This window comes from Acidovorax sp. FW305-C-20-28 (assembly GCF_058783375.1).
This window is the reverse complement of record NZ_JBYSYM010000057.1, coordinates 1-24,604: the sequence shown is the minus strand read 5'-3', so window position 1 is coordinate 24,604 and position 24,604 is coordinate 1. Positions and strand designations below refer to the sequence as shown.

At 67.8% G+C, this 24,604-nt stretch carries 27 protein-coding genes; 9 read left to right on the top strand and 18 right to left on the bottom strand.

All coding sequences use genetic code 11. The annotated features are described in order from the left end of the window. Positions 1 to 200: 200 nt before the first annotated feature. From AC3WOH_RS33620 to mdeB, 3 genes are all read right to left on the bottom strand, one after another. On the bottom strand, positions 201 to 434 hold the full coding sequence (locus tag AC3WOH_RS33620) for a hypothetical protein (protein ID WP_184866209.1): 234 nt from the start codon (positions 432 to 434) through the stop codon (positions 201 to 203). A gap of 129 nt (positions 435 to 563) precedes the next feature. Further along, positions 564 to 1,010 carry a GNAT family N-acetyltransferase gene (locus AC3WOH_RS33615; RefSeq protein WP_492233671.1) on the bottom strand — a complete coding sequence of 149 codons (447 nt, stop codon included), beginning with the start codon at positions 1,008 to 1,010 and terminating at the stop codon, positions 564 to 566. Between the two features lie 102 nt (positions 1,011 to 1,112). Next, a complete protein-coding gene (gene mdeB / locus AC3WOH_RS33610) occupies positions 1,113 to 3,785 on the bottom strand; it encodes an alpha-ketoglutarate dehydrogenase (protein WP_492233670.1) in 2,673 nt (890 codons plus the stop codon). Positions 3,786 to 3,887: 102 nt separating this feature from the next. On the opposite strand from mdeB, the gene AC3WOH_RS33605 reads away from it, so the two are divergent. Continuing rightward, complete coding sequence (locus tag AC3WOH_RS33605) at positions 3,888 to 4,352, top strand: Lrp/AsnC family transcriptional regulator (protein WP_492233669.1); 465 nt, start codon at positions 3,888 to 3,890, stop codon at positions 4,350 to 4,352. 8 nt (positions 4,353 to 4,360) lie between these two features. On the opposite strand, the gene AC3WOH_RS33600 is transcribed toward AC3WOH_RS33605, so the two are convergent. After that, complete coding sequence (locus tag AC3WOH_RS33600; RefSeq protein WP_492233668.1) at positions 4,361 to 5,383, bottom strand: AraC family transcriptional regulator; 1,023 nt, start codon at positions 5,381 to 5,383, stop codon at positions 4,361 to 4,363. Between the two features lie 75 nt (positions 5,384 to 5,458). Between AC3WOH_RS33600 and AC3WOH_RS33595 the strand changes: the two genes are divergently transcribed. Beyond that, positions 5,459 to 6,709 carry an MFS transporter gene (locus AC3WOH_RS33595; RefSeq protein ID WP_492233667.1) on the top strand — a complete coding sequence of 417 codons (1,251 nt, stop codon included), beginning with the start codon at positions 5,459 to 5,461 and terminating at the stop codon, positions 6,707 to 6,709. A gap of 5 nt (positions 6,710 to 6,714) precedes the next feature. Next, positions 6,715 to 7,740, top strand: a complete 1,026-nt coding sequence (curA, locus tag AC3WOH_RS33590; RefSeq protein WP_492233666.1) for an NADPH-dependent curcumin/dihydrocurcumin reductase — start codon at positions 6,715 to 6,717, stop codon at positions 7,738 to 7,740. A gap of 12 nt (positions 7,741 to 7,752) precedes the next feature. Here curA and AC3WOH_RS33585 read toward each other — a convergent pair whose 3' ends face one another. From AC3WOH_RS33585 to AC3WOH_RS33545, 9 genes are all read right to left on the bottom strand, one after another. Next, entirely contained in the window at positions 7,753 to 8,766 is a 1,014-nt protein-coding gene (locus tag AC3WOH_RS33585) for a DUF3014 domain-containing protein (RefSeq protein WP_492233665.1), read from the bottom strand. 125 nt (positions 8,767 to 8,891) lie between these two features. Continuing rightward, positions 8,892 to 9,548 carry an alpha/beta hydrolase gene (locus AC3WOH_RS33580; RefSeq protein WP_492233664.1) on the bottom strand — a complete coding sequence of 219 codons (657 nt, stop codon included), beginning with the start codon at positions 9,546 to 9,548 and terminating at the stop codon, positions 8,892 to 8,894. Between the two features lie 137 nt (positions 9,549 to 9,685). Further along, positions 9,686 to 10,528 (bottom strand): DODA-type extradiol aromatic ring-opening family dioxygenase, encoded by an 843-nt coding sequence (locus tag AC3WOH_RS33575; RefSeq protein ID WP_492233663.1) that lies wholly within the window; start codon positions 10,526 to 10,528, stop codon positions 9,686 to 9,688. A gap of 170 nt (positions 10,529 to 10,698) precedes the next feature. Then, a complete protein-coding gene (locus AC3WOH_RS33570; RefSeq protein WP_492233662.1) occupies positions 10,699 to 11,100 on the bottom strand; it encodes a hypothetical protein in 402 nt (133 codons plus the stop codon). A 136-nt stretch (positions 11,101 to 11,236) separates the two neighbouring features. After that, the gene (locus AC3WOH_RS33565) at positions 11,237 to 11,440 is read right to left on the bottom strand and encodes a hypothetical protein (RefSeq protein WP_492233661.1); all 204 of its coding nucleotides are present in this window, start codon (positions 11,438 to 11,440) and stop codon (positions 11,237 to 11,239) included. Between the two features lie 15 nt (positions 11,441 to 11,455). Next, the gene (gene arfB, locus AC3WOH_RS33560; RefSeq protein WP_492233660.1) at positions 11,456 to 11,962 is read right to left on the bottom strand and encodes an alternative ribosome rescue aminoacyl-tRNA hydrolase ArfB; all 507 of its coding nucleotides are present in this window, start codon (positions 11,960 to 11,962) and stop codon (positions 11,456 to 11,458) included. A gap of 7 nt (positions 11,963 to 11,969) precedes the next feature. After that, a complete protein-coding gene (locus tag AC3WOH_RS33555) occupies positions 11,970 to 12,884 on the bottom strand; it encodes an alpha/beta fold hydrolase (RefSeq protein WP_492233659.1) in 915 nt (304 codons plus the stop codon). Beyond that, entirely contained in the window at positions 12,884 to 13,339 is a 456-nt protein-coding gene (aroQ, locus tag AC3WOH_RS33550) for a type II 3-dehydroquinate dehydratase (protein ID WP_492233658.1), read from the bottom strand. Before aroQ ends, AC3WOH_RS33555 begins: the two co-directional genes overlap by 1 nt. A 182-nt stretch (positions 13,340 to 13,521) precedes the next feature. Next, positions 13,522 to 13,869, bottom strand: a complete 348-nt coding sequence (locus AC3WOH_RS33545; RefSeq protein ID WP_492233657.1) for a hypothetical protein — start codon at positions 13,867 to 13,869, stop codon at positions 13,522 to 13,524. A gap of 332 nt (positions 13,870 to 14,201) precedes the next feature. Here AC3WOH_RS33545 and AC3WOH_RS33540 point away from each other — a divergent pair, with 332 nt between their 5' ends. The 3 genes from AC3WOH_RS33540 (at position 14,202) to AC3WOH_RS33530 (ending at position 17,022) form a co-directional block, all read left to right on the top strand. After that, a complete protein-coding gene (locus AC3WOH_RS33540; protein WP_492233656.1) occupies positions 14,202 to 16,025 on the top strand; it encodes a glutamine--tRNA ligase/YqeY domain fusion protein in 1,824 nt (607 codons plus the stop codon). A gap of 175 nt (positions 16,026 to 16,200) precedes the next feature. Beyond that, positions 16,201 to 16,623, top strand: a complete 423-nt coding sequence (locus AC3WOH_RS33535; RefSeq protein ID WP_492233655.1) for a nuclear transport factor 2 family protein — start codon at positions 16,201 to 16,203, stop codon at positions 16,621 to 16,623. A gap of 78 nt (positions 16,624 to 16,701) precedes the next feature. Beyond that, on the top strand, positions 16,702 to 17,022 hold the full coding sequence (locus AC3WOH_RS33530; protein WP_492233654.1) for a DUF2322 family protein: 321 nt from the start codon (positions 16,702 to 16,704) through the stop codon (positions 17,020 to 17,022). A 44-nt stretch (positions 17,023 to 17,066) separates the two neighbouring features. Here the strand turns inward: AC3WOH_RS33530 and AC3WOH_RS33525 are convergent, their stop codons facing one another. Continuing rightward, positions 17,067 to 17,849 (bottom strand): transporter substrate-binding domain-containing protein, encoded by a 783-nt coding sequence (locus tag AC3WOH_RS33525; RefSeq protein WP_492233653.1) that lies wholly within the window; start codon positions 17,847 to 17,849, stop codon positions 17,067 to 17,069. A gap of 184 nt (positions 17,850 to 18,033) precedes the next feature. Between AC3WOH_RS33525 and AC3WOH_RS33520 the strand changes: the two genes are divergently transcribed. Next, on the top strand, positions 18,034 to 18,288 hold the full coding sequence (locus AC3WOH_RS33520) for a hypothetical protein (protein ID WP_409959096.1): 255 nt from the start codon (positions 18,034 to 18,036) through the stop codon (positions 18,286 to 18,288). A gap of 31 nt (positions 18,289 to 18,319) precedes the next feature. Here AC3WOH_RS33520 and AC3WOH_RS33515 read toward each other — a convergent pair whose 3' ends face one another. The 4 genes from AC3WOH_RS33515 to AC3WOH_RS33500 all read right to left on the bottom strand — a co-directional run bounded on the left by AC3WOH_RS33515 (position 18,320) and on the right by AC3WOH_RS33500 (position 23,168). Then, on the bottom strand, positions 18,320 to 19,438 hold the full coding sequence (locus AC3WOH_RS33515) for a hypothetical protein (protein ID WP_492233652.1): 1,119 nt from the start codon (positions 19,436 to 19,438) through the stop codon (positions 18,320 to 18,322). A 27-nt stretch (positions 19,439 to 19,465) separates the two neighbouring features. After that, positions 19,466 to 20,584 carry a hypothetical protein gene (locus AC3WOH_RS33510; protein WP_492233651.1) on the bottom strand — a complete coding sequence of 373 codons (1,119 nt, stop codon included), beginning with the start codon at positions 20,582 to 20,584 and terminating at the stop codon, positions 19,466 to 19,468. A gap of 66 nt (positions 20,585 to 20,650) precedes the next feature. After that, the gene (locus AC3WOH_RS33505; protein ID WP_492233650.1) at positions 20,651 to 21,751 is read right to left on the bottom strand and encodes a hypothetical protein; all 1,101 of its coding nucleotides are present in this window, start codon (positions 21,749 to 21,751) and stop codon (positions 20,651 to 20,653) included. A gap of 133 nt (positions 21,752 to 21,884) precedes the next feature. Continuing rightward, positions 21,885 to 23,168 carry a phospholipase D-like domain-containing protein gene (locus AC3WOH_RS33500; RefSeq protein ID WP_492233649.1) on the bottom strand — a complete coding sequence of 428 codons (1,284 nt, stop codon included), beginning with the start codon at positions 23,166 to 23,168 and terminating at the stop codon, positions 21,885 to 21,887. Positions 23,169 to 23,259: 91 nt separating this feature from the next. Between AC3WOH_RS33500 and AC3WOH_RS33495 the strand changes: the two genes are divergently transcribed. Together AC3WOH_RS33495 and AC3WOH_RS33490 are read left to right on the top strand one after the other, a co-directional pair. Further along, on the top strand, positions 23,260 to 24,198 hold the full coding sequence (locus AC3WOH_RS33495) for a peptidoglycan DD-metalloendopeptidase family protein (RefSeq protein ID WP_492233648.1): 939 nt from the start codon (positions 23,260 to 23,262) through the stop codon (positions 24,196 to 24,198). Between the two features lie 22 nt (positions 24,199 to 24,220). Beyond that, positions 24,221 to 24,451: a hypothetical protein gene (locus tag AC3WOH_RS33490; RefSeq protein ID WP_492233647.1), complete on the top strand. Its 231-nt coding sequence runs from the start codon at positions 24,221 to 24,223 to the stop codon at positions 24,449 to 24,451. Positions 24,452 to 24,604 lie beyond the last annotated feature (153 nt).

The window sequence follows — 24,604 nt, the reverse complement described above, 5'->3', positions numbered from 1 at the left end:
CTTCTCTTTGGTGACTTTCTCTTGGCGGCCCAAGAGAAAGTTACTGCGCCGCCGGGCGCACATCCCGGCTCCCGCCCGCGGCAGAGGCATGCCGTCAAAACAGCAGCTACAGGCCAATGCCTGCGATGGTGATTCCAGGCAAGGCCGCGACACCTTGCCACCACAGCGACACACCAATCCCCGAAGAACTCGAACAGCACTCAGGCCGCCAACGCCTGCTCCACCGCCACCTTGGCCTCTTCCAAGCTGCTGAAGAACCGCGTGGGCTGGGGCTGGGCCTTGGGCAGATGGGAGGGCGGCGGCCACAGGCGCTCATCCGTCCAGCCCGCGGTCCAGCCGCCGATGTCCTTGCGCTTGACGGAGCAGACGGCTTGCCCACTGACCGTCGCTATCCAGGTGGTAGGCGGATCGTGGTCCCAGGTGACATGTGCCATGGTGCCCTCCAACGGTTGACTGCAACACATTGTAAGAACGCTTCTGCGCCGCGGGCAATGGGGGTTCCCCGACTGCTCCACACCGACCGTTTGCCGATGGCCTGGAAGCAACACCAGGGCCTGTCAACGCTAGAGCAGCTTCCCCAGCATCACCACCCGCCCCTTGCGGTAGCCCAGGCCCTCATAGAACCCGAAGGCTGGTGCCTCCTCCAGGGTCTGCAGGTTCAGGCTCACCACGCCCTCTGCCTGCAACACCTCCTCCAAGGCCTGCATCAGGGCTGCCCCCGCCCCTTGCCGCTGCACCGGCGCGGCCACGCACATTTCCTTGATGTGGAAGGTCCACCCGTTGACCCAGCGCTCCTTCCACCCGAGCACCATCGCAACCGGTGCCCCCTCCACCAGGAGCGCCATGCCGCGCGCCGTCGGGAAGGCCATGAACGCCGCCAGCCGCTCCCGCACCGCCGCATGCTCCCACCCATCGTTCCAGGGCGGTGCATTGAACACGCCCAGGTACAGGTCCGCGCAGTCGGCAATGTTCTCGGCCGTCAGGGCCACGGTGGCAAAGGGCTGGGTCATGGGAAACACGCGCATAAAAACACAAGGGCGGCAAGCGTAGCGCACCACGCTTGCCGCCCAGAATGCGGTCATCCACCATGAAGGGCTCGCGCCCCCCCACGCTCACCGGGCGGCCGCAGCCCCCAGCGCAAACTTCGCGGCCCGCGCCACGGCGGCGGCATCCACCCCGAAGAACTCCCGCAGCGCCGCCCGCGTGTCACTGCGGCCAAAGCCATCGGTGCCCAGGGTGAGGTACTTGCGGCCCTCCGGGATGAACGCGCGCACCGTCTCGGGCACGGCACGCACATAGTCGGTTGCAGCAATCACCGGTCCGCTTGTGGCGGCCAGCTGTGCTGCAAGCCAGGGGGTACCCGGCTGATCTTCTCCTGCGATGGCGCGCTGCTCGCACGCCACACCATCGCGCGCCAATTCGCTCCAGCTCGTCACGCTGACCACGGTGGCGGCAATGCCCTCGGCGGCCAATTGCCGCGCCGCCTTCACCACCTCGGTGAGGATGGCGCCGGAGCCCAGCAACGTCACATGGCGGGCCGTGACAGCAGAGGCGCCTTCGGCCTCGAAGCGCTGGAACACATAGCAGCCGCGCAGCACGCCTTCGTGCGCCCCCTCGGGCAGGTCAGGCTGGGCGTAGTTCTCGTTCATCAGCGTGACGTAGTAGAAAACATCGCGCTGCTCGGTCACCATCTCGCGCATGCCGGCATCCACGATCACGGCCATCTCGCCCGCATAGGCCGGGTCGTAGGCCTTGCAGTTGGGGATGGTCGCGGCCACCAGGTGGCTGCTGCCGTCCTGGTGCTGCAAGCCCTCGCCGCCCAGCGTGGTGCGGCCCGAGGTCGCGCCCAGCAAAAAGCCGCGCGCACGCTGGTCCGCAGCCGCCCAGATGGCGTCGCCCACGCGCTGAAAACCGAACATCGAGTAATAAATGTAGAACGGCAGCATGGCCAGGCCGTGCACCGTGTAGCTGGTGGCCGCAGCCGTCCAGCTGGCGATGGCGCCGGCCTCGCTGATGCCTTCTTCCAGGATCTGCCCGTCCAGCGCCTCGCGGTAGCTCAGCACCGAGCCGATGTCCTCGGGCGCATAGCGCTGGCCCACGCTGCTGTAGATGCCCACCTGCTTGAACAGGTTGGCCATGCCGAAGGTGCGTGCCTCGTCGGCCACGATGGGCACGATGCGCGGGCCCAGCGTGGCGTCCTTGAGCAAACTGCCCAGCATGCGCACGAAGGCCATGGTGGTGCTCATCTCCTTGCCATCGGCCTGCAGCGCGAACTGGGCGTAGTTGCCGATGGCGGGCACGGGCAGCGCCTCGCAGGTGGTGTCGCGGCGCGGCAGGTAGCCGCCCAGGGCCTGGCGGTGGCTGCGCAGGTAGCGCATCTCGGGGCTGTCCTCGGCAGGCTTGTAGAAGGCCAGGCTGGTGGCCTGCTCGTCGCTGAGCGGCAGGTTGAAGCGGTTGCGGAACTCGATGAGGTCGGTCTCGTCCAGCTTCTTCTGGCTGTGCGTGGTCATCTTGCCCTGACCGGCCGTGCCCATGCCGTAGCCCTTCTTGGTGTGCGCCAAAATCACCGTGGGCTGGCCCTGGTGGCGGGCGGCAGCGGCATACGCGGCGTGGATCTTCACCAGGTCGTGCCCGCCGCGCTTCAATCGGTCGATCTGCTCATCCGTCATGCCCTGGGCCAGGGCCGCCAGCTCGGGGTTCTGGCCGAAGAAGTTGTCGCGGTTGAAGCGCCCGTCCTTGGCGGCAAAGGTCTGCATCTGGCCGTCCACCGTGCCTTCGAGGGTGCGCACCAGCGCGCCGGTCAGGTCTCGGGCGAACAGGCCGTCCCAGTCGCTGCCCCAGACCAGCTTGACCACGTTCCAGCCCGCGCCGGCGAACAGGCGCTCCAGCTCGTCGATGATGCGGCCATTGCCCCGCACCGGGCCGTCCAGCCGCTGCAGGTTGCAGTTGACCACCCAGACCAGGTTATCCAGGCCCTCGCGCGCCGCCAGGGTCAGCGCGCTCATGCTCTCGGGCTCGTCCATCTCGCCATCGCCGAACACACCCCAGACCTTGCGGTTCGCGCAGTCCAGCAGGTTGCGGTGCGTGAGATAGCGCATGAAACGCGCGTGGTAGATGCTGCTGATGGGGCCGATGCCCATGGACCCGGTGGGGAACTGCCAGAAGTCCGGCATCAGCCAGGGGTGCGGGTAGCTCGACAGGCCCTGTGCGCCCGCACCCGGTGCCGTCAGCTCCTGGCGGTAGTGCATCAGGTCCTGCTCGGACAGGCGCCCTTCGAGGAAGGCCCGCGCATACACGCCCGGCGCGCTGTGCGGCTGAAAGAACACCAGGTCGCCGCGGTGCTGCCCCTCGCCCAGGCCTTCACGGGCGCGGAAGAAGTGGTTGAACCCGCTCTCGAACAGGTCGGCAGCGCTCGCATAGCTGGCGATGTGGCCGCCCAGCTCGCCATAGGCCTGGTTGGCACGCACCACCATGGCCAGCGCGTTCCAGCGCACGATGGAAGCCACGCGCTCCTCGATGGCCAGGTCGCCCGGAAACACCGGCTGGTCCTGCACGGCCACGGTGTTCACATACGGCGTGTTCAGGTCCGGCTGCCAGCCCACACGACCCGCGCGCGCCAGGCGCACCATTTCCTGCAGCATGAAGCGCGCACGCTCCGGCCCCTCGGTCGCGACCAGGGCCAGAAAGGCGTCGCGCCATTCGGCGGTTTCTTGGGGGTCCGTATCAGCCAACGCGGTGGCCGATGCAGGCATGAGCAGGTGGTGGTGTGCGGTGGGGGCGTTCATGCAATGGACTGTAAGCACAAGCGCCCCGAATGGGATGCCGTTTTGTCCCACCAACGGTTCTCGCGCAGCACTTCCTGCGGCAAAACATCTACACTGCAGCACATGAAGCTGGATACCCTGGATTTCCGCATTCTGGCCGAGCTGCAGGCCGACGGCTCCCTGTCCAACGTGGAGCTGGCGCGGCGCGTGCACCTGTCGCCGTCGCCGTGCCTGGCGCGCGTGAAGGCGCTGGAGGCGGCGGGCGTCATCAGCCGCTATGTGGCGCTGGCCAATGCGGCCGCGCTGGGCCTGGGGCTCAATGTGTTCATCAGCATCAGCCTGAAGGCGCAGAACAAGGAATCGCTGGCCGACTTCGAGCGCCGTATCGCCGAGCACGACCAGGTGATGGAGTGCTACCTCATGAGCGGTGACAGCGACTACCTGATCCGCGTGCAGCTGGCCGACATCGCGGCGCTGGAGCGCTTCATCCTGGACCAGCTTACGCCCATCCCGGGCGTGGAGAAGATCCGTTCGAGCTTTGCGCTCAAGCAGGTGCGCTACAAGACGGCCCTGCCACTGCCGCGGTAGCAAGCAGCCTATTCCACTCGCGCCGAGCTGGGTGGTTGCCCGATGATGCGCTTGTACGCGCGGCTGAACGAGGCCTCGGACTCGTAGCCCAGCCGGTTGGCCGCCACGGCCACGCGCATGCCGTCGCGCGCGATCCAGCGGCGCGCCTGGGACATCTTCACCTTGGCCACGTAGCGCGCCGGGCTCTCGCCCATGGTGCGCGTGAACGATTCGGAAAAGCGCGAGCGCGAGGCGCCCATCAGGTCGGCCAGCACGGGTACGTTCCAGTCGCGCTCGGGATCGGCGTGGATGGCGGCGATCACCTTGCCGATGCGCGGACAGCGCACCGCCGCGATCCAGCCCGTAGGGCTGTTGCAGCTGCACTCCACCCAGGCGCGGATGATGCTGGCCGCCAGAGCATCGGCCAGCCGCGCCAGGATGGCGCAAGCGCCCATGCGGTCCTGCGCCACCTCGCGCTCCATGGCCTCCAGCAGCACCGGCACCATGGTGTCGCGCCGGGCCAGGTCGCCGGCCAGCATCACCTCGGGCATCATGGCCATCAGCGGGTGCAACGGGTCCAGGTTGAAGCGCAGCGCGCCGCAGAACATCACGTCCGGGGCCTGGGGCGGCGGCGGTGCAATGGCGGCGGCAGCGGCCACCTGGGCCGTGCGGCCAGCGTCACGCCCATCCACCAGGTAGATGTTTTCCGAAACGGCCTTGCGCGCCAGCGAATCGATGTCCACCGGCGGCACATCGGGCGAACTGGCCAGCACGTGGAAGCTGCCATGCGGCAACAGCACCGCATCGCCCGGGTTCAGGCGCTGCCAGTCGGTGCCCTGCGTGCGCAGCCAGGCCCCGCCATGGCCCACGAAGTGAAAGCGCGCCGAGCGCTGCGCCGGGAAGGCAATCGCCCAGGGCGGGTGCAGCACGCAGCGGCCATACTCCACGCCATCCAGCCGCAGGCCCAGCAGGATCTGGGTCAGCAGGTCCGGCGGCTCGGCAAAGGGCTCTTGCGATACCTGGTCGAACGGTCTGGATAAAAAGTCAAGCATTTCGGCTTTTAGGGCATGGAAACGCCTGCATCTTATTCCTACCATGGCCTTCCATCCATCCCCAGGGCCATTCCCGTGTCTTCCCCTTCCTCCTGCTCGACCTGCCTCGACGCCCCTGCCGGTGCCCTGGCCGATGCCGCCCCCCACAATCCCCCGCCACCCGCCGCCGAGCCCACCGAGGCGCGCTGGGCCGCCGTGGCCTCGATGGCACTGGGCGTGTTCGGCCTGGTCACGGCCGAATTCCTGCCTGCCAGCCTGCTCACCGCCATGGCCAGCGACCTGCGCGTGAGCGATGGCGCGGCCGGTCAGGCCGTCACCGTCACCGCGCTGGTGGCCGCCGTGGCCGCGCCCTCGCTGCCGCTGCTCACGCGCCGCATCGACCGCCGGCTGGTGCTGCTGGCTTTCACCGTGCTGCTGGTGCTGTCCAATGCGCTCTCGGCCCTGGCCAGCAACCTGGCCACGCTGCTCGTGGCCCGGGTGGCACTGGGCGTGGCGCTGGGCGGCTTCTGGTCCATGTCGGCCGCGCTGGCCATGCGGCTGGTGCCGGCTTCACTGTTCGCGCGGGCCATGTCCTTCATCCTCACCGGGGTGTCGGTGGCCACCGTGTGTGCGGCGCCCATCGGCGCATGGATGGGCGACCTGTGGGGCTGGCGCAGCGCCTTCATCGCAGCCGGCGGCATCAGCCTCATCACGCTGGCCGTGCAACTGGCGGCCCTGCCCGCCCTGCCCCCGCGCGACAACCCCAACCTGCAGGTGCTGGCCGAGCTGCTGCGCCGCCCACCCGTGCGCGTGGCGCTGCTGGCCGTGCTGCTGGTCATCTCGGGCCACTTCGCCGGCTTCACCTACATCCGCCCGCTGATGGAGCAGGTCACGCACCTGTCGGTGGCCACCATCACGGCCGTGCTGCTGGGCTATGGCGTGGGCGGATTCTTCGGCAACTTCGTGGGCGGCTGGATCGCCGGGCGCAGCGAGCGCCATGCCGTCGTGGCCGGCGGCGCCGTCATCGCCGTGCTGGCCGCCACCTTGCTGGTGGCCGGGCAGTCGGCCGCCATCACGGCCGTGGCCGTCACGCTGTGGGGCTTTGCCTTCGGCGCCTTCCCCGTGGGTTTCCAGACCTGGATCGTGCGCGCCGCGCCCGACCAGGCCGAGGGCGCGGGCGGCCTGCTGGTGGCGGCCTTCCAGGTCGCCATTGCCAGCGGCGCCATCTTCGGCGGCATCATGGTCGACCATGTGGGCGCCCTGGGCGGTCCGGCGTTCGCGCTGGCAGCGCTCACGCTCGGTACGCTGCTCACGCTGCGCCACGGCCCCCGTCCTGCAGCGGCATGACCACCATGGCCACCCCGACCAACCGCCGCATCACGCTGGCCGCACGCCCCGAAGGGCTGCCCGAGCCCCGGCACTTCGGGCTGCAGACGCTACCTGTGCCCGAGCCTGCCGACGGCGAGGTATTGCTCAAGACACTCTACCTCTCCATCGACCCCTACATGCGCAACCTGATGGACCCCATCGGCCCCGGCTACGCCCCGCCCGTGGAGATCGGTGCGCCCATGGTCGGCGGCACGGTGAGCCGGGTCGTGACTTCGCGCAACCCCCAGTTCCGCGAAGGCGCCCTGGTGCTGGCCAACGCCGGCTGGCAGGACTACGCCCTGTCCGACGGCAGCGACCTGCTGGCGCTGGGCGATGCGGCGCAGCCCTCGCAGTCCCTGGGCGGCCTGGGCATGCCGGGCTTCACCGCCTATGTGGGCTTGCTCGACATCGGCCAACCGAAGCCGGGCGAGACGGTGGTGGTGGCCGCGGCCACCGGCGCCGTGGGCGCCATCGTGGGCCAGATCGCCAGGATCAAGGGCGCGCGCGTGGTGGGCATTGCCAGCGGCGCCGACAAATGCCGGCACGCCGTGGAGGAACTGGGCTTCGACGCCTGCCTGGACCGGCGCGCGCCCGATCTGGCGGCGCGCCTGGCAGCCGCCTGCCCGCAGGGCATCGACGTCTACTTCGAGAACGTGGGCGGCGAAGTGTTCGATGCCGTGCTGCCGCTGCTGAACCTGCACGCCCGCGTGCCCGTGTGCGGCTTCATCGCACACTACAACGAGAGTGCGCCGCCCGCCGGCCCGGACCGCCTGCCCCGCCTTACCGCCACGCTGCTGCAAAAGCGCGTGCGCATGCAGGGCTTCATCATCATGGACCACTACGGCGAACGTTTCGACACCTTTCGCCGCGAAATGGCCGGCTGGATCGCCCAGGGCCAGGTGCGCCTGCGCGAGGACATGGTGGACGGGCTGGAGAACGCGCCCCAGGCGCTGCGCCGCGTGCTGCAGGGGCAGAATTTCGGCAAGACCGTGGTGCGCGTCGCCGACTAGCTTGGCCGGCTGCTAAGGCGCTTTGGCCGCCGGTGCCGATTTGGCTGCAGCGGCCTGCGGCTTGGCCTGCGCCCCCTTGCCCGCCGCCTTGGGCACCACACCGGTGGCCACGCGCTTGCGGAACTCGGCGAGCCGGGCCTTCAGGCGCTTTTCGTTGTCGGGCCCCATGCGCACCAGCATCTTCTGCCCGCTGGAGAGGGCCTGCAGCTGGGGGTCCACAAACTCGTAGCGCACCCAGGGCCGGGTGGAGGGCACGTCTCCCTTTACCTCGGTCAGCGCCACCAGCAGCGGGCCGGTGGGCTCGGGGGTTTTGAGCAAATGGTCGAGCACGGCCACCAGGCGGTCGTTGAAATACTTGCCCGGGTAGCCCAGTTCCTCGTACGCCTGCTGGAACAGCGGGTACAGCCGCGTGTACACGGCCACGGCCTGGTCCATGGGAATCGCCTCGGCAAAGGCAACAAAGGCGCCATACCGCCCGGCATTGCTGCCCGCAATGGCCAGCTGCCCATGGGTGCCGGGCACGCCTTCCACGCTGAAGCGCCGCGGCGCCAACTGCACCGGCCACATGCGCGCGGGCGCCTGGGCACGCGGCAGGTTGTCCACCGTGGCCACCACGCGGCGCACCAAGCCATCGAGCTGCAAAAAGGAGCCCACCGAGGGCTGGCCCAGCAATTCGGTCAGCGCCTGCGCCACGGCCGCATCGGACTCGGCAAGATCCGGCAGCGCGGCCGCATCGGCCGGGGGCTCGATCAGGTTCTGCGGGCCCGTGGGTTCAGACGCCGCGGCTACGGGTGCCGATGCAGCGGGCGCGGCCGCCTCGGGCGGTGCCGCGCTGGCCGGTGGCTCCGCCGGCGCGCCGTTGCCGGCCTGCCAGCGCCACCACGCATAGCCCGCACCGACCAGGGCCACGACCAGCACGGTCGCCACCACCGCGGTGGCACCGACCCCGCTGCTCGGCGGTGCCGGGCGGTGGTCGCTGCGCAGTTCGGAGAAGTCGCGGTCGTGGTCGAGCACTGGGTCGGGCATGCAGAGGGTTCCTCAAAACAGGCCAGACCATTGGAAACCTTTTAGGTTCCCCCGAGAAGTAACGCCCTGTTCACTCCACGGGCACGCTGCGCGCACGCAACAGGTGCGCAGCACGCGGGAGATTCCTACAGCGCCTGCAACCAGTCCACAGTAGCAGCCAGCTCGGCCGGGCGGATCTCGTGCATGCCCGGAAACTCGCGGTAGTTCAGGGCGACGGGCAACTGCGCGAAGTGCTCGCGAATGGCATGCGCCTGCGCCAGCGGGATCACGTTGTCCTGTGTGCCATGGCTCACCCACAGCTGCTTGCCCTGCAGCGCAGCCGCCGGCGCGGCTGCGGGCAGCACCTGGGGCAACAGGCGGCTGTGCCACACCATGGCGGCCTGCAGCAGCGCAGGCTGGGTGAGCAGCAGCGACAGCGACATGATGCCGCCCTGGCTGAACCCGCCCACCACCACGCGGCTCGCGGGCACGCCCAACTGGGCCGCAGCGGCCTCCACCGCCTGGGCCACCAGCGCACGGCTTTGCAGCTCCTGCGCCTCGTCGATACGGCGCTCGCCATTGGGAAGGACCGAGAACTCGAACCAGGCATGGGCGCCCGGCCCCATGCGAAACGGCGCGCGCAGGCTCAGCACATGAAAGCGCCCGGGCACATGCGGCGCCAGGCCGAACAGGTCCTGCTCGTTGCTGCCCACGCCATGCATCAGCACCAGCAGCCAGGGCTCGGGGGTGCCGGCGGTGGCGGGGCGGTGCAGGTAGGTCAGCGGCAGTTGAGGTGTAGTCATGAATCTTGATGTTGAAGGGATGCCGGAGAGCGGCGAACAAAGCTCAGCGAAGCGGTTCTGGCCAGGCGCTGCGTCGCAGACAGTACTGCAAGTACGGCAAGACGCAGCAACGACGCCAGAAGAGGTTTGCTCGTCGCTCAGTGTGCAGCGGGCTGGAGGGCAAAGGCATCCATGGACAGCATGCTGTACATCACCTCGCGGCTCAGGTACTGCGGCTGCAGGTCGTCGCCCGCCGCGCCCAGCGCGAAGAAGATGGGCAGAAAGTGGTCTTCCGTGGGGTGCGCGCGCGTGGCGTGCGGCGCCTGGCTGCGGTAGTTGAGCAGCGCCTGCATGTCGCCCCGGGCCAGCGCGCCCTCGATCCAGCGGCTGAACTCCAGCACATAGGGCGCCGGCTCGCGCGCCCCGCCGAAGAATTCCGACAGGTTGTGCGTCATGCTGCCCGAACCCACCACCAGCACGCCCTGGCTGCGCAGCCCGCGCAGCGCCGCGCCCAGCGCATACACCTCGGCCGGGCCCGCGCTGGCGGGCAGGGCCACCTGCACCACGGGCAGGTCGGCATCGGGGAACAAATGCATCAGCGGCACCCAGGCGCCATGGTCAAAGGGGCGCGCGGCATCGCCCTGCGCGGCCACGCCGGCGGCCTGCAACAGCGAGAGCACCTCCTGCGCCAGCGCAGGCGAACCCGGGGCCGGGTACTGCAGCTGGTACAGCGCCTGCGGAAAACCGCCAAAGTCATGCCAAGTGGCCGGCTGCGGCCCCGTCATCACCTGCGGGCTGCGCGCCATCCAGTGCGGCGACATGATCACCACCCCGCGCAGCCCGGGGAACTGCGCGCGCAGCCCCTGCCCCCACTGCGTGAGCGCGGGGCCGGTGGTACCGGCATCGATGGCGAAAAGCGGCGCGCCATGCGATACGAACAGGGCGGGCACGGTGGCGGACGAAGAAGAAGGAGGAGAAGGGGCTTGGGTGGTGGCGGACATGGGGCGTACTTTCTCTAGGGTCTGAGAGGTACTGTAGGACTTACCAAAGCCGAGACCAAGCCCCAGAGGTCAAACGGATTGTTGCGTTTTTGGGGTGAATCTAGGGGATTGAAAGCGGGCTGCAGTTCGCTGACGCCGTCGAAGCTAGCGCAGAGAGCTTGCGAAGGGCTTCAGGTGCTTTCGAAGCGGTCAGTCCAGAACGAACTGTCCCGGCTCATGATCGCCAAAAACCAGACGGTCCCACCTACATCAGCCAGAAGCAGGAACAAGCTGGCAACTGCCACAGGCATCTGCCCCCAACCAGCCAAGATGGCAGCGGCCGTGAGGATAGAACCGATCACAGGAATGCCAGAAGCGTGTTTGTACCCGCCTGAAGAACCCGCATGGCGTTTGGCATAGAGCACAGGACGAAGAAAGGCAAGGTAGAGGTTCAAAAGAGCCACTGCCGACGCCAGCGCCAAGAAGATCCAGCAAAGGAGGCCAAGTTTGGTGCCCTCAACGCTTGCAATGGCCGCGCATCCCGAAATTAAGGCCAATGCCAGCGGCGAAACAAAGACGGCTACAAGGGCCACATTAGCGCACTTCATTACAAGACAGTAGCCGGTACATTGAAGCCACTATACCGCTCACATCTGGTCAGGTCTTTGGCGGTAAACAGCGACTTGCCGAAGACGGGCGCTGGTGCGGGCCGTGCCTTACTTGTGGACCTCAATGTACGCTGCGGTAGTCCGCCAACGCCTTCGCGAGTACCGCCACCATGTCGTCCCCATCTTGACGGTATGAATACCCGGTATCGCTTCGCGAGATCACCACAGTACAGCCGTCAGCGTCGCGTTGGCCGTCCCATTTCAACACGACCACCGCACCTTCGGACTGCGCCTGGCTCACTGCCGGAATCAGGGGGTCAATCATGGCTGGCACTTCCATTCAATCCACCACCCGACCCCGCAACGCCTTCGTCGCACTGCGCTGGCTCTTGCCCTCCAGCCGCCGCTGCTTGGAGCCATAGGTCGGCTTGGTCGCCCGCCGCACGCGCGGCGGCGCAGCCACCGTGTTGACCAGCGCGTTCAGCCGCTCCATCGCATCCGCCCGGTTCATGTCCTGGCTGCGGTACTGCTGGGCCTTGATGACGACCACGCCCTCCTGGGTAATGCGCGAATCGCGCAGGGCCAGCAGGCGCTCCTTCACGCCTTCGGACAGGGAAGATGACGCGGCGATATCGAAGCGCAGGTGCACGGCGCTCGATACCTTGTTGACGTTCTGCCCACCCGCGCCCTGGGCGCGCATGGCGGTGATCTCGACCTCGCGCTCGTCCACCTGCAGCACGGCGACCTGGCCGTTGACGCGCGGCGCTTCCTGCGGTGGGCGGGGTGGGCGCGGGGCGGCCTCGGGTGCAGCGGCGATGGGTGGAGCCTTGGGTGCCTCAGTGGTCATCGCTCGCTCACTTGGCTCCATCGGTCAGCGCCACCAGCAGTTCTCGCAAAAACGCCTCGGGCCGCTCGAACTGCACCCAGTGGCCGGCACCGGCCACCAGGGCCATGCCACGGAAATCGGGCGTGGCGGCGGCATATGCGGCCTGCAGTTCGGCCATGACGCCCTGGTACAGCGCATCGGCCTCGCCATAGATGACATGCACCGGGCAAGCCACCTGGGGCAGTGAGCGCGCCAGGATGTCGGTGCGCGCCAGGCGGCGGCGCGTCATGCGGTCGCGCACCACATTGCCCACATGCACTTCGAGCGCCAGGCCCTCGACCAGGGTCGGGTCGCGCAGCATCAGCGCAGCCAGGTTGTAGCGGTGCATGTCGAGCTGCTCGGCCGGCGGCAGGTGGCGCCAGCCTTTGAGGCGCACGGGCCGCTCGGCCACCACGCCCATGGCGGGGGCACCCACGACCACCAGTTGGCGCGCCAGCTCGGGGTGGGCCGCCAGCATGAGCCCGGCGGTGAGCCCGCCAAAGGAAAAGCCCACCAGGTCCACCGGCCGCGGGCCGAACAGGGCGCGCAGGCCATCGGCCATGGGCTCGACCAGGGCATCGGCATCGCCGCCCGTGGGCGGGGTGGCCGAGTCGCCAAAGCCCGGCAGGTCGGGTATCCAGACCTGGCGGCCGGCGGCCACCAGGGGTTCGATGTTGCGCACCCAGTGGGTCCAGCTACCGCTGCCACCATGCAGCAGCACCAGCGGCAGCACATCGCTGCGGGCCTCGCCCCAGCTGTGCCACACGGTTTCGCCACTGCCGCAGGGCGTGGTGTGGCGCTGCGCCAGGGCGCGCAGGCGGTCGATCTCGGGGGACGGCAAGCGGGCGACCTCGCGCGCAGGGGCTGCGGGGTTCAGGTCCTCGTCGTCGTCCCCAGTAGCCATCACATGCCCGCCAGGCCGTCGATGGCCAGCGCGTAGCCGCGCACGCCAAAGCCGCACATCACGGCCTTGGCCGCTGCGGCGATGTAGGAGTGGTGGCGGAAGGCCTCGCGGGCGTGCACATTGCTGATGTGCAGTTCGATCAGCGTGATGGCCGTGCCCTTGGTGGCGTCGTGCAGGGCCACGCTGGTGTGGGTGTAGGCACCGGCATTGATCACCACGCCCGCCAGTTCGCCTGCTGCGTGCAGGCGGCCGGCCTCGTGGATCCAGTCGATCAGGGCACCTTCGTGGTTGCTCTGGTGAAAGCGCAGCGCGAAACCATGGCGCTCGCAGGCCTCGGCGCACATCTGCTCGACATCGGCCAGGGTGTGTGCGCCGTACACGGCGGGTTCGCGCGTGCCCAGCAGGTTCAGGTTGGGGCCATTGAGGACAAAGACGGTTTTCTTGTTCGCGGACATGCAGGGTCTCCAGACGTTGGGCCAGGCCGCCGATCTGTCGCCAGGCGGCCCTGTGTTCTTTCCAACGCGGGATTATGCGGTGCGCGCTGCGACCGTCCGTGCCCCACTACACGCCGCCACAAGGATGTGGCGGCGCAAAGTGCGGCAACCCTCAGCCGGGGGTTGCCGCAGGCGGCAGCAGGTCAGCGGTCCCAGCGACGGCCGCCATGGCCGTGGCCATGGTGGTGGTGGCCGTAGCCGCCGCCCCGGTAGTAGTACACGGGCGGTGGGGGCGCGTAGTACACCGGTGGGGGTGGTGCGTAGTACACGGGCGCAGGGGCCGAGTACACGGGACGTGGCGCATAGTAGACAGGGGCCGGGGCCGAGTACACCGGGTAGCCGCTGTTCACGCCCACCACCACGCCTGGCGAACTCAGGCCTATCGACCAATTGACATCACCACGGGCGTGGGCCGAGCCGGCGGCTGCGAAGAGCGCCAGGGCCACACCAGCGGCAGCGGCCATGGACTGGATAGAACGGGTTTTCGTCATGGAAATCTCCTAGTAGTGGAGGCGGCCCCCGTGCTCGGGATTCGCCTCACTGGTACTCAACGCACCAGATGTCCGAAAGGATGGCACGAAACACCATCTTTATTGTTTCTTTACGTACACGTGAGTGCGCACTCCTGCGCAATAGTTCACACCAGGCCGCTCCAGCGCAGGCCTGGCGGGCGGTTGCAGGCTTTCCCAGGCCGCTTTCGGGCGGTCCGTGGTGTTACAAATCGCCGCGCGGTGCGGGTCTGCGGTGGGCCCCTGGCGCCCGCCGGCAAGGCCGGGCACGCTGCAGTGCAGCAGACGGACCGGCCTCCCCCTAAAATGGGCCAATGACCACGTCCACCCCAGCAAATACCCCTGCCGCAGTACCCGAAGCGGCCCTTGAGACCGCAAAGACGAGCAATTTCCTGCGCCAGATCATCGAACACGACCTGGACAAGGGCACCTACGCCAGCCGCCAATGGGGTGGCACACCGGGCGACGCCGCCCACCATGCCAAGGGCCAGCCCGACCCGGCCAAGATCCGCACGCGCTTCCCGCCCGAGCCCAACGGCTACCTGCACATCGGCCACGCCAAGAGCATCTGCATCAACTTCGGCCTGGCGCGCGACTACGGCGGCGTGTGCCACCTGCGTTTTGACGACACCAACCCCGAGAAGGAAGACACCGAGTACGTCAACAGCATCATCGATGCCGTGAAATGGCTGGGCTTCGACTGGAACGGCAGCGCCGACGCCGCGCCCTACCAGGCGAGTGACTACTTCGACTTCATGTACCGCGCAGCCGAATACCTGGTCGAGGCCGGCCACGCCTATGTGGACGAGCAGACCGTGGAGCAGATGCGCATCAACCGCGGCGACTTCGGCAAGCCCGGTGTGAACAGCCCCTTCCGCAGCCGCACGCCGGCCGAGAACTTGAAGCGCTTTCGCGAAATGCGCAACGGCGAGCATGAAGACGGCTCCATGGTGCTGCGCGCCAAGATCGACATGGCCAGCCCCAACATCAACATGCGCGACCCGGCGATCTACCGCATCCGCCGCGCAACCCACCACAACACCGGCGATACCTGGTGCATCTACCCGATGTACACGTATGCCCACCCCATCGAGGACGCGCTCGAGCAGATCACCCACAGCCTGTGCACGCTGGAGTTCGAAGACCAGCGCCCGTTCTACGACTGGCTGCTGGAGCGCCTCACCGAAGGCGGCCTGCTGGGCAACCCGCCCCCGCGCCAGTACGAGTTCTCGCGCCTGAACCTCACCTACGTGATCACCAGCAAGCGCAAGCTCGCCCAGCTGGTGTACGACCACAAGGTCAGCGGCTGGGACGACCCGCGCATGCCCACCATCGTGGGCCTGCGCCGCCGCGGCTACACGCCCGAATCGCTGCAGGTGTTTGCCGAGCGCATCGGCGTGACCAAGAGCGACAGCTGGATCGACTACAGCACCCTGGAAGGCTGCCTGCGCGAAGACCTGGAGCTCAAGGCCTTCCGCGGCATGGCCGTGCTCAACCCCGTCAAGCTGGTGCTCACCAACTGGGACGAAGTCATGGGCGCCGGCCACCTGGAGCCCTGCACCCTGCCCTCGCTGCCCCACCCGCCCGAAGGCGTGGAAAGCCCCGAGCGCCACTTCACCATCGGCAAGGAGGTCTGGATCGAGCGCGAGGACTTCGAGGAAGTGCCGCCCAAGGGCTACAAGCGCCTGTTCCCTGGCAACAAGGTGCGCCTGAAGGGCGGCTACGTCATCGAGTGCACCGGCTGCACCAAGGACGCCGACGGCAAGATCACCGAAGTGCTGGCCACCGTGGTCCCTGACACCAAGAGCGGCACCCCCGGCGCCGACAGCGTCAAGGTCAAGGCCGCCATCACCTGGGTGGGCGTGGCCGACGGCGTGAGCGCCGAGGTGCGCATGTACGACCGCCTGTTCCTCGAAGCCCAGCCCGACGCGGGCGGCAAGGACTTCATCGAAGGCCTGAACCCGAACAGCCTGAAGACCGTGACCGCCATCGTGGAACCGAGCCTGGGCCATGCCCACAAGGACGACAAGTTCCAGTTCGAACGCCACGGCTACTTCGTCGCCGACCGGGTGGACCACCAGCCGGGCAAGCCGGTGTTCAACCTGGCGGTGGGGTTGAAGGATTCCTGGGGCAAGTAAGTAGGCCCCACACAGACAACAAAGGCGCCTTGGGCGCCTTTGTTCTTTGAGCGCCCGCTGCTCTTTTTGCCGCACTGTCAGCCAACCCCTACCCGCCCCATCGCCGCCAGCCGATCCCAGCGATGGCCGCATCGGGGCACCATAGCCCCTTGTTCGTGAAACAACGGAGGTCCCCATGCCCACGACAACCGCTCCCCGCCAGACCCTGATCGACCTGGAAACCCAGTTCTGGCAAGCCATGGTCGACGAGAACATCGGCGCCGCCACCGACCTGCTGGCAGAGCCCGCGATGATGGTGAGCAGCCACGGAGCACTCAAGTTCGACCGCGCCATGTACGCCAAGATGGCCAAGGAAGGCCCGATGGTGGTCACCGCCTTCGAGTTCAGCGACATGCAGGTGGAGTTTCCGACCGATGCCATGGGCATCCTGACCTACCGCGTGAAGCAAGGCGTTGCGCCGCGCGGCGACAAGGCCAAGGCGACCGAACAGGTGATGCACGACAGCTCAACCTGGATCCATGCCGGCGGGCGCTGGCAGTGCGTGATGCACACCGAGACGCCGGTCGATGATTCGATGAAGTTGCCAATCAAACACTGAGCAGCTGGCTTGATGAAACGCGGAGGGGCTCTAAGATCGGCGGTTTTCGTTCAACCGCACCGACTTTTGTTCCACCCCATGAACTTCGCCGCCCGCCTCCAGCAACTGCCCTCCGCCGCCCACCTCGCTTCCCTGCAACTGCTGGGCGCCGACGGCCAGGTGATCGCCACCATCGAGAACAAGCCCGGCCAGACCGGCTCCCTGGTGGTCTATTCCGCGCTGGCCGCGCTCTATGGCGGCAGCATCACGCCCAAGGCGGCCGCCCTGGGCCTGGAGTGGTATGCCGAGCATGTGGCCGATGCCAAGGCCTTCCCGGGCAAGCACCCCAATATCGACCGCTTGCTGGGCTGGGCCGAGGGCAGCGAAAACTACCGCGCGCAGGTGATTGCGCAGGCCTGATGGCATGGTGCGCCGGGCTCCAGCCAGCCCGGTGAGTCAGCGGCCTATTTCAGCCATTTGTCGGCGGCGCCTTGCTGCACGCCACGGCTGTCCACCATGCCCCAGACGAAATTCATGAGCCGCGTGTAGTCGGCATCGTCCTTGGGCAACATGAAGCCCAGGTAGTTCTTCGGCGACAGCGGCGCATCCATGAACGCCGCGTACAGGCGCGGGTCGGCCTTGGCGTACACAAAAGCCTCGTAAGTCTCGGTGATCATCACGTCGCCCTTGCCCTCGGCGATCAGGCCCGGGATCTCGGCGTTCTTCTCGTGCGTGCTGGCCTGCACCGCCTTGAGGTTTTGCAGCACGAAGGTCTCGTTGGTGCCGCCCGGGTTCTTGATCACGCGCACATTGGGCTTGTTGATGTCGTCGATGGACTTGAACTTGGCCTTGTCAACGGCCCGCACCAAGGCCACCTTGCCGTGGGGTGCATAGCCGGGGAGCATTTCAACCTGGCGGATGCGCGCCACAGTGCGCGTGATGCCGCCCACGGCGATGTCGAACTGGTCGGACTGCAGGTCCGCCATCAGCTTGGGCCAGGAGGTCTGCACGTACTCGATCTTCACGCCCAGCTCCTTGGCCATGGCCTCGATCACGTCGATGTCGTGGCCCGAAAGGCCGGCGTCGGTCTTGATGGCGAAGGGACGGTAGTCGCCCGGCGTGCCCACGCGCAGCACCTTGGTCTCCATGATCTTGTCCAGGCGCGGGCCGGCCTGGGCGGCCTGGCTCAGGGACAAGGTGGCGACCACAGCGGCGGCGGCCAGGGCGAGGACTTTCTTGGCGATCATTTCACGGAACTCCGAAGGTGAAGAGGGGGCAGGTAGGGGCGGTGCGACCGCCACCGTCTGCGCGGGCGGTTCGCAACAAAAGGATACAGCAGGCGCAATGCCATCACGCAGCTGTCACAAGCGGCGGGTGAAGTGGGTTACCCTGCCCGCATCCACAACCAACCATCCAACAGGAACACCCACCATGGCCAACAAGAAACTCAAGGTCACCATCGAACTCGAAATGTCCGTCCCCGAAGACTGGGAGCTGGTCGAGACCTCCGAAGGCACGCCCGTGCTGAGCCTGCCCGATGGCCGCTACATGGACATCGCCATCGAGCCCCTGTTCGCCACCGACCCCGAAGAGCTGTGGAGCAGCACCGACGACGAGGATGCGCTGCACGAGGTGCTGGACATGGTGGACAGCGAGGCCGTCACCTACGAGTTCGTGAAGCACTGAGGGCTGGCTGCCTTGCAGCTGCCCCCCAAGCTCAGTTCAGGCAGGTGCGGTACCGGTAGTTGGTCAGCGCCAGTTCAGGCCGGCCGGCCTTGTCCAAGCCCAGCGCCAGCCGGCTGCCGCGCGGGCTGGCAGTGTCCACCACCAGTTCGTTGTCGTCCCCTGGTGAGTCTTCGTAGGCCAGCACAAAGCACTCGAAGACATGGGTCATCGCGGCTTCGGCAGTCATGGGGCGCAACCCCTCATCGAGCAGCAGGGTGGGCACCTGGTCCAGGTTGTTCTGGTTCACCCAGAACCACACCCCATCGCCCGCAGGACCCGGCCGGGCCACGGGCTTGGCGCCGCCCTGCTCTGCGGGGGTGATGCCCGCAGGGTCCCAGGCCAGGGCCCCCATCCCGTCGCCGGTGTCGATGTACAGCACCAGGCTGCGGTCGAAGCGCGCCCGCACCTCGGGCGACAGCATCTGGTCCAGCCCCTTGGGGCCCTTGAGTGGGTGGCCCCAGTCCTCCACCAGCATGTGGGTGACCTTGACCATGCCCGCTACCGTGACGAAACCGGACGATGGACGGGCATTCACATCCCAGTCCCCCAGCACCCTGACCAGCGGTGGCAAGGGAGCACCCAGGCTTTTCTCGATGTCGGCAAAGAGGGCGCTGGCGGGCTTCTTGAGCGCCTTGCCGTCGATGCGGTCGACGGAAACACCCTCATCGACCACCTTGGACAGACCGCGGATGCGCTCGATCCAGGGCTTGCGGGTGTCGTACAGCGGCGCAGACAGGCGCCCCAGGTCGCGCACCTTCCAGCTCCGGTCGAACGGTGCGGACTGGCCCTTCACCGTGGCCTGGCCGCGCAGGCGCACGCGCTTGGTGGCTGCGGGCAAAGCGAACACCAGCGCGGGTGATGCGCTGCCCCCGCCCGCCGCAGCCTGGTGGTCCAGCTTGCCGACCACCTTGCCATCGACGATCACATCGGCCACCACGCGGTCACCCGCAGCCAGATCGGGGTAGATGCCGGCCTTGCCGGTCTGGACCACCGCCACCGCAGCCGCCTCGGGCCCTGCCGGCAGGGCCAGCCCGCCATGCAGCCCTGCCGCCATGGCCACCACTGCGGCCAGCACACGCTGGCGCCACTGCGGGCCTTGTTTCTGCACCATAGGGATACCTTCCTCTCTCTGAATCAATCAATACAAGCCGTACTGGTAGTCGTAACCACGCAGCGACAGGCTGGGCAGGCCGGGGCCGCCAAAGCCCAGCTGCAGCAGGTTGGTGTGCGGATTGGCGGAGTCAAAGGTCAGTTCGTCGTCCGCCTCGGCCTCCGACGACTGCAGGAACACGAAACTCTGGAAGATGGCGTTCATCACGGACTCTGCGCTGCGAGGTCGGTATTCCTCGTCCAGCAGCAGCACGGGTTTGTGCAGGCGCTCCTGGTGCATCCAGAACCACACGCCCTCGCCCGCCGGACCAGGCCGGGCACCGGGGTGGCCCTTGTCGTCCCAGGTGTTGGGCATTTCGCCGGGGGTGACACCGGCCGGGTCCCAGGCGAGCGCACCCAGCCCGTCGCCGACTTCGATGAAGACGCTCACGCTGCGGCCGTAGCGTTCCCGCACAGCACGCGAAAGAAGCTTGTCGAGCCCGCCTGGCCCCGTGCGCTGGTAGTCCCACTCGCTCAGCAGCATGTCGGTGACCTTGCCCATGTCGGCCGCCGACCGGAAACTGGAGTCCCCCAGCTCGATCTGCCAATCCCCCAGCGCTTTCACGAGCGGAGGCAAGGGCACGCCCAGGCTTCTTTCCAGCTCGGCGAAGGCAGCCTTGGCCGGCTTCTTCTTGGCGCCGCCGTCGCCCGGCCTGACGCGGATGAACTCCGCCTTGCCCGCCACGCTGCGCACGCGCTCGATCCAGGGCATGCCCTGGTCGTACAGCGGGCCCAGGATGGGCGCCAGGTCGCGCACCTTCCAGGTGGTGTCGAAGCTGCCGGACTTTCCCTCCACGGTCGCCTTGCCCCGCAGCCGCACACGCTTGAGGCCCATGGGCAGCGGGAACACCAGCGCCGGCGACCGGGCGATCCCGCCCGCCGTGGCCTGGTGATCGAACTTGCCCACCACCTTGCCATCGACGAGCACGTCCGCCGCCACCCGGTCACCCGGCTCCACCGAGGGGTGAATGCCGGCTCTGCCCGCCGAGATGCCCCCAGCAGCAAAGGCCTGCCCGCCAAACCCGCCCGCCATGACAGCCCCCACCCAGGCCGACAGGCCCGCCAGAATGCGCCGCCGCTGGGGCTGGGCCCCGTGCTGCTGTGCCATCGAATTCATCCCCTCAGAGTTGGTGCGGGCGCGATGGCATGAACGCCGCGCGCCGCTGCGCGTCAGTCAATACAGGCTGTAGTGGTAGTCATAGCTGCGCAGCCACAGGCGCGGCTTGCGCGGTCCGTCGAAGTGCAGCTGCAGCAGGTTGGGGCGCGGGTTGGCCGTATCGACCTCCAGGTCGTTTTCCGACTCGGCCAATTCCAAGGTCGACAGGGCGAAGCGCTGGAACACATGGGTGAACACAGCCTCTGCGGTCTTGGGCCGGTAATCGTCGTCCAGCAGCAGCTCGGGCTTGTTGATATGGCCCTGGTGCAGCCAGTACCACACGCCCTCGCCCGGCGCCCCGGGCCGGGCCCCGGGGTTGCCCTGGTCGCCCCAGGTGCTGGGCGCCTCGCCGGGGGTCACGCCGGCCGGGTCCCAGGCCAGGGCCCCGAGGCCGTCGCCCACCTCGATGAACACGGCCAGGCTGCGGTCGTAGCGGGCACGCACGTCGGGCGCAAGAAGGGTGTCGAGCCCATCCTTGCCCTTGCGCTCGTAGCCCCCTTCGCTGAGCAGCATGTCGGTGACCTTGCGCATGGCAGCCGCCGACAGAAAGTACGAGTCACCGACCTGGATCTGCCAGTCGCCCAGCACCCGCACCAACGCGGGCAGGGGCGTGCCCAGGCTTTTTTCCAGGTCTTCAAAGGCGGCCTTGGCAGGCTTCTTTTTGGCACCGCCGTCGCCAGCCTTGACGGTGACCGTGCCTTGCTCCAGCTTGGCGGCCAGGCCGCGCACGCGCTCGATCCAGGGCTTGCCCAGGTCGTACAGCGGCGCCGAGAAGGGCGCCATGTCACGCACCGTCCAGGTCTTGTCGAAGGACGATGCCTTGCCGCCCTGGGTGACCTGCCCCTTGAGCCGCAGGCGCTTGAGCCCCACGGGCAGTGCAAACACCAGCGCGGGGCGCTTCTGGAGCCCCGGCTGCGTGGCCTGGTGGTCGAGCTGCGCGACCAGCTTGCCATCGGCGCTCACCTCGGCCACCACCTTGTCGCCCGCATCGATCCAGGGGTGGATGCCGGCTCGGCCGGCGGTGGGGCCGTCCGCTGCGGATGCACTGCCCGGCGCCCCTGTGAACCAGGTCGCCAACCATGCCGATATGCCCGCCAGGATGCGTCGCCGCTGCGCCATGGCCATCCCTCTCTCTTTTGTCTTGTTGAAGGGCGGAATTGTAGAAACGCGCAGCATCCTGAAGGCCCGCAAGGCATGCCCATGAAGTAACGAGCTGTGAGCGAGACGCGTGGCCGGCCCCGCACCGACCTGCCTACAGCTGCGACTCCAGCAAGGCCGCCAGGCGCTCGGACACGCGCTCCCTGAGCGGCCGGCGCTGCCAGTCTTCGAGCGTCACGCGCTTCGACTGTTTCAGGTCATCCTCGAACACACGGGTCTGGCGCTCGGCGAAGGCGGAGTCGTAGACGTTGAGGTTGGCCTCGTCGTTGAGGCGAAACGATCGGTTGTCGAAGTTGGTCGAGCCCACCGACACCATGCGCTGGTCCACGATCATGACCTTGCAGTGGTACATGGTGGGCTGGTATTCGTAGATCTCGGCCCCGGCCGCCAGCAGCGGGCCCCAGGTGGCACGCGAGGCGGCCTTGACGGTCTCGGTGTCGGTATACGGCCCGGGCGTGATGAGGCGGATGCGCACGCCGCGCTTCAACGCATCGAGCATCAACTGCCGCGTGAGGTCGTCAGGCACGAAATAGGCCACCGACAGGTCCAGACTGCGCTCTGCCGCGGTGATGGCCATGTGGTACATGAGCTGCATGCTCTCGCTGCCGCTCGATGGCGAGCTCGAGAACATCTGCGCGCGCTGGTTGCCCTGCGGCGCGATGGGCGGGAAGTAGGCCTCGCCGTGCACCACCTTGCCCGTGACCTTGAGCCAGTTGTCCAGAAAGGTGGCCTGCATCTGCGCCACGGCGGGCCCGCGCACCTGGTAGTGCGAGTCTCGCCAGTGCTCGGGGTCCTGGCCATTGCCCGTCCACTCGGGCGCGATGCCCACGCCGCCGGTGAAGCCCACCTGCCCGTCCACCACCAGCAGCTTGCGGTGGGTGCGGTTGTTCATGCGCGCCAGGTTGTACCAGTGGGGTTTGTGGAACTTCTCGACCAGCACGCCGGCCTCGCGCATCTCGGTGAGGTAGCTCTCCTCCATCTTGGAACTGCCCACCCAGTCGAGCAGCACGTGCACGGGCACGCCCGCACGCGCGCGCTCGGCCAGTGCGTCGGCAAACTGCTTGCCGATGTCGCCCGACCAGTAGATGTAGGTTTCGAAGGTCACGCTCTTTTGCGCCGAGCGGATGGCCGCGAGCATGGGCGGAAAGATCTGGTCGCCGTTGATCAGCTCCTTGACCTCGTTGCCCGGCAGGATGCCCGGGCCCAGCAGGCTGCCCATGGCGCGCTCGAACTGCGGGCTGGCGCTGGTGTACAAGCGCGGCAGCTGGTGCTGGATCTTTTTCTCGCCGGCCGTGAAATTGAGGGCGAAAAGCACGAGGGCCGCAGTGGCCACGAAGGTGAGGAGCGCAATGCGCACGGCGCGACCGGGTTGGAGCATGGCGCGATTGTTGAAGCGCCTCCGAGGGAGCCCATGTAGGCCGAATTCCCCAGATGACGCGGCACAATGGCGCCTGTTTTTCCATCGCGACATGCCCCACTCCCTTCGCTCCCTCCCCACGCCCCCCACGCCATCACTGACCCGGCGCACCGCCCTGCTCGCTGCGGGCGGCGACCTGCTGTCCCTGCATGCGCCAGGCCTGTTGCATGCCAAGCCACAGGCCCGGCCGGCAGAGCCCACCGTGTGGCCGCAGGCGCTGCTGGTTCCGGGCGGCGTGGCACGCCTGCCGCTCGGGCCGGCGGCAGCACGGCCCGTGGTGCACACCCTCGGCGCCAAGGGCGAAGCATTGCCCGTGCTGGTGCTGGGCGATGCCGCTGGGTGGACGGCCGTGGTGGGCATACCGCTGGCCGCCGCGCCCGGGCCTGCGCACGCCACGCTGCAGTCCACCAAGGGCGGCGCTGCACGGGAACTGCCCTACACCGTAGCGCCCAAGAAGTACAAGGAGCAGCACCTTACCGTGTCGCCGCGCACGGTGGACCTGTCACCCGAGGACCAGGCCCGCTACGAGCGTGAGCGCGACCACCAGGCCCTGGTGATGGCCACCTTCACCGAGCAGCCCGCCGGCCAGGCGCTCGATTCGCTGCGCATGCGCGTGCCGGTGCCGGGGCGGCGTTCCAGCTCGTTCGGGCTGCGCCGCGTGTTCAACGGCCAGGCGCGCAACCCGCACAGCGGCATGGACATCGCCGCGCCCACCGGCACGCCCATCCTGTCACCGCTGCCGGCGCGCGTGATCGACACGGGCGAGTATTTCTTCAACGGCGGCACGGTGTGGCTGGACCATGGCCAGGGCCTGCTCTCCATGGTCTGCCACCTGAGCGCCATCGACGTGAAGGTGGGCGATGTGCTGACCGCCGGCCAGCGCCTGGGCGCCGTGGGCGCCACCGGCCGCGTGACGGGCCCGCACCTGCACTGGGGCGTGATGCTCAACCGCACCATGGTGGACCCGGCCCTCTTTGTTCCCGCCGCCTGACATCCCCAACACACAATCCGAGATGACACATTTGCCTGCACAAGACACCCCTCCCCATGGGCCCACATGGCGCTGGGCCATCGCATGCGCCGCCGTCGCCCTGTCCTGCACCGGCTGCGCCGTGGTCACCGTGGCCGATGCCGCGGTGAGTGTGGCGGCCACCACGGTAAAGGTGGGGGCCAAGGTGGTTGGTGCCACGGTGGATGTGGGCGCCGCCGGGGTCAAGGCGGTTACGGGTGGCAGCAGCGATTGATTGATTAATTGACTGTGGGCGGGGCTGGGGGGTGCTCGCCGGCGCGGCTGTTTGGATGGTGTGCCTGTGCCAAGGGCGGAGGCCGGGTCTCGGCCCGGCGGCCGAGGTACTTTGTCTTTGCTTCGCCAAAGAAAAGTACCCAAAAGAAAGGCG

What these genes read in the sequence shown, in the direction of transcription:
- AC3WOH_RS33620 (WP_184866209.1), bottom strand. Translation starts at nt 434, where the DNA reads ATGGCACATGTCACCTGGGACCACGATCCGCCTACCACCTGGATAGCG.
- AC3WOH_RS33615 (WP_492233671.1), bottom strand. Translation starts at nt 1,010, where the DNA reads ATGACCCAGCCCTTTGCCACCGTGGCCCTGACGGCCGAGAACATTGCC.
- mdeB (WP_492233670.1), bottom strand. Translation starts at nt 3,785, where the DNA reads ATGAACGCCCCCACCGCACACCACCACCTGCTCATGCCTGCATCGGCC.
- AC3WOH_RS33605 (WP_492233669.1), top strand. Translation starts at nt 3,888, where the DNA reads ATGAAGCTGGATACCCTGGATTTCCGCATTCTGGCCGAGCTGCAGGCC.
- AC3WOH_RS33600 (WP_492233668.1), bottom strand. Translation starts at nt 5,383, where the DNA reads ATGCTTGACTTTTTATCCAGACCGTTCGACCAGGTATCGCAAGAGCCC.
- curA (WP_492233666.1), top strand. Translation starts at nt 6,715, where the DNA reads ATGGCCACCCCGACCAACCGCCGCATCACGCTGGCCGCACGCCCCGAA.
- AC3WOH_RS33585 (WP_492233665.1), bottom strand. Translation starts at nt 8,766, where the DNA reads ATGCCCGACCCAGTGCTCGACCACGACCGCGACTTCTCCGAACTGCGC.
- AC3WOH_RS33580 (WP_492233664.1), bottom strand. Translation starts at nt 9,548, where the DNA reads ATGACTACACCTCAACTGCCGCTGACCTACCTGCACCGCCCCGCCACC.
- AC3WOH_RS33575 (WP_492233663.1), bottom strand. Translation starts at nt 10,528, where the DNA reads ATGTCCGCCACCACCCAAGCCCCTTCTCCTCCTTCTTCTTCGTCCGCC.
- AC3WOH_RS33565 (WP_492233661.1), bottom strand. Translation starts at nt 11,440, where the DNA reads ATGATTGACCCCCTGATTCCGGCAGTGAGCCAGGCGCAGTCCGAAGGT.
- arfB (WP_492233660.1), bottom strand. Translation starts at nt 11,962, where the DNA reads ATGACCACTGAGGCACCCAAGGCTCCACCCATCGCCGCTGCACCCGAG.
- AC3WOH_RS33555 (WP_492233659.1), bottom strand. Translation starts at nt 12,884, where the DNA reads ATGGCTACTGGGGACGACGACGAGGACCTGAACCCCGCAGCCCCTGCG.
- aroQ (WP_492233658.1), bottom strand. Translation starts at nt 13,339, where the DNA reads ATGTCCGCGAACAAGAAAACCGTCTTTGTCCTCAATGGCCCCAACCTG.
- AC3WOH_RS33545 (WP_492233657.1), bottom strand. Translation starts at nt 13,869, where the DNA reads ATGACGAAAACCCGTTCTATCCAGTCCATGGCCGCTGCCGCTGGTGTG.
- AC3WOH_RS33540 (WP_492233656.1), top strand. Translation starts at nt 14,202, where the DNA reads ATGACCACGTCCACCCCAGCAAATACCCCTGCCGCAGTACCCGAAGCG.
- AC3WOH_RS33535 (WP_492233655.1), top strand. Translation starts at nt 16,201, where the DNA reads ATGCCCACGACAACCGCTCCCCGCCAGACCCTGATCGACCTGGAAACC.
- AC3WOH_RS33530 (WP_492233654.1), top strand. Translation starts at nt 16,702, where the DNA reads ATGAACTTCGCCGCCCGCCTCCAGCAACTGCCCTCCGCCGCCCACCTC.
- AC3WOH_RS33525 (WP_492233653.1), bottom strand. Translation starts at nt 17,849, where the DNA reads ATGATCGCCAAGAAAGTCCTCGCCCTGGCCGCCGCCGCTGTGGTCGCC.
- AC3WOH_RS33520 (WP_409959096.1), top strand. Translation starts at nt 18,034, where the DNA reads ATGGCCAACAAGAAACTCAAGGTCACCATCGAACTCGAAATGTCCGTC.
- AC3WOH_RS33515 (WP_492233652.1), bottom strand. Translation starts at nt 19,438, where the DNA reads ATGGTGCAGAAACAAGGCCCGCAGTGGCGCCAGCGTGTGCTGGCCGCA.
- AC3WOH_RS33510 (WP_492233651.1), bottom strand. Translation starts at nt 20,584, where the DNA reads ATGGCACAGCAGCACGGGGCCCAGCCCCAGCGGCGGCGCATTCTGGCG.
- AC3WOH_RS33505 (WP_492233650.1), bottom strand. Translation starts at nt 21,751, where the DNA reads ATGGCGCAGCGGCGACGCATCCTGGCGGGCATATCGGCATGGTTGGCG.
- AC3WOH_RS33500 (WP_492233649.1), bottom strand. Translation starts at nt 23,168, where the DNA reads ATGCTCCAACCCGGTCGCGCCGTGCGCATTGCGCTCCTCACCTTCGTG.
- AC3WOH_RS33495 (WP_492233648.1), top strand. Translation starts at nt 23,260, where the DNA reads ATGCCCCACTCCCTTCGCTCCCTCCCCACGCCCCCCACGCCATCACTG.
- AC3WOH_RS33490 (WP_492233647.1), top strand. Translation starts at nt 24,221, where the DNA reads ATGACACATTTGCCTGCACAAGACACCCCTCCCCATGGGCCCACATGG.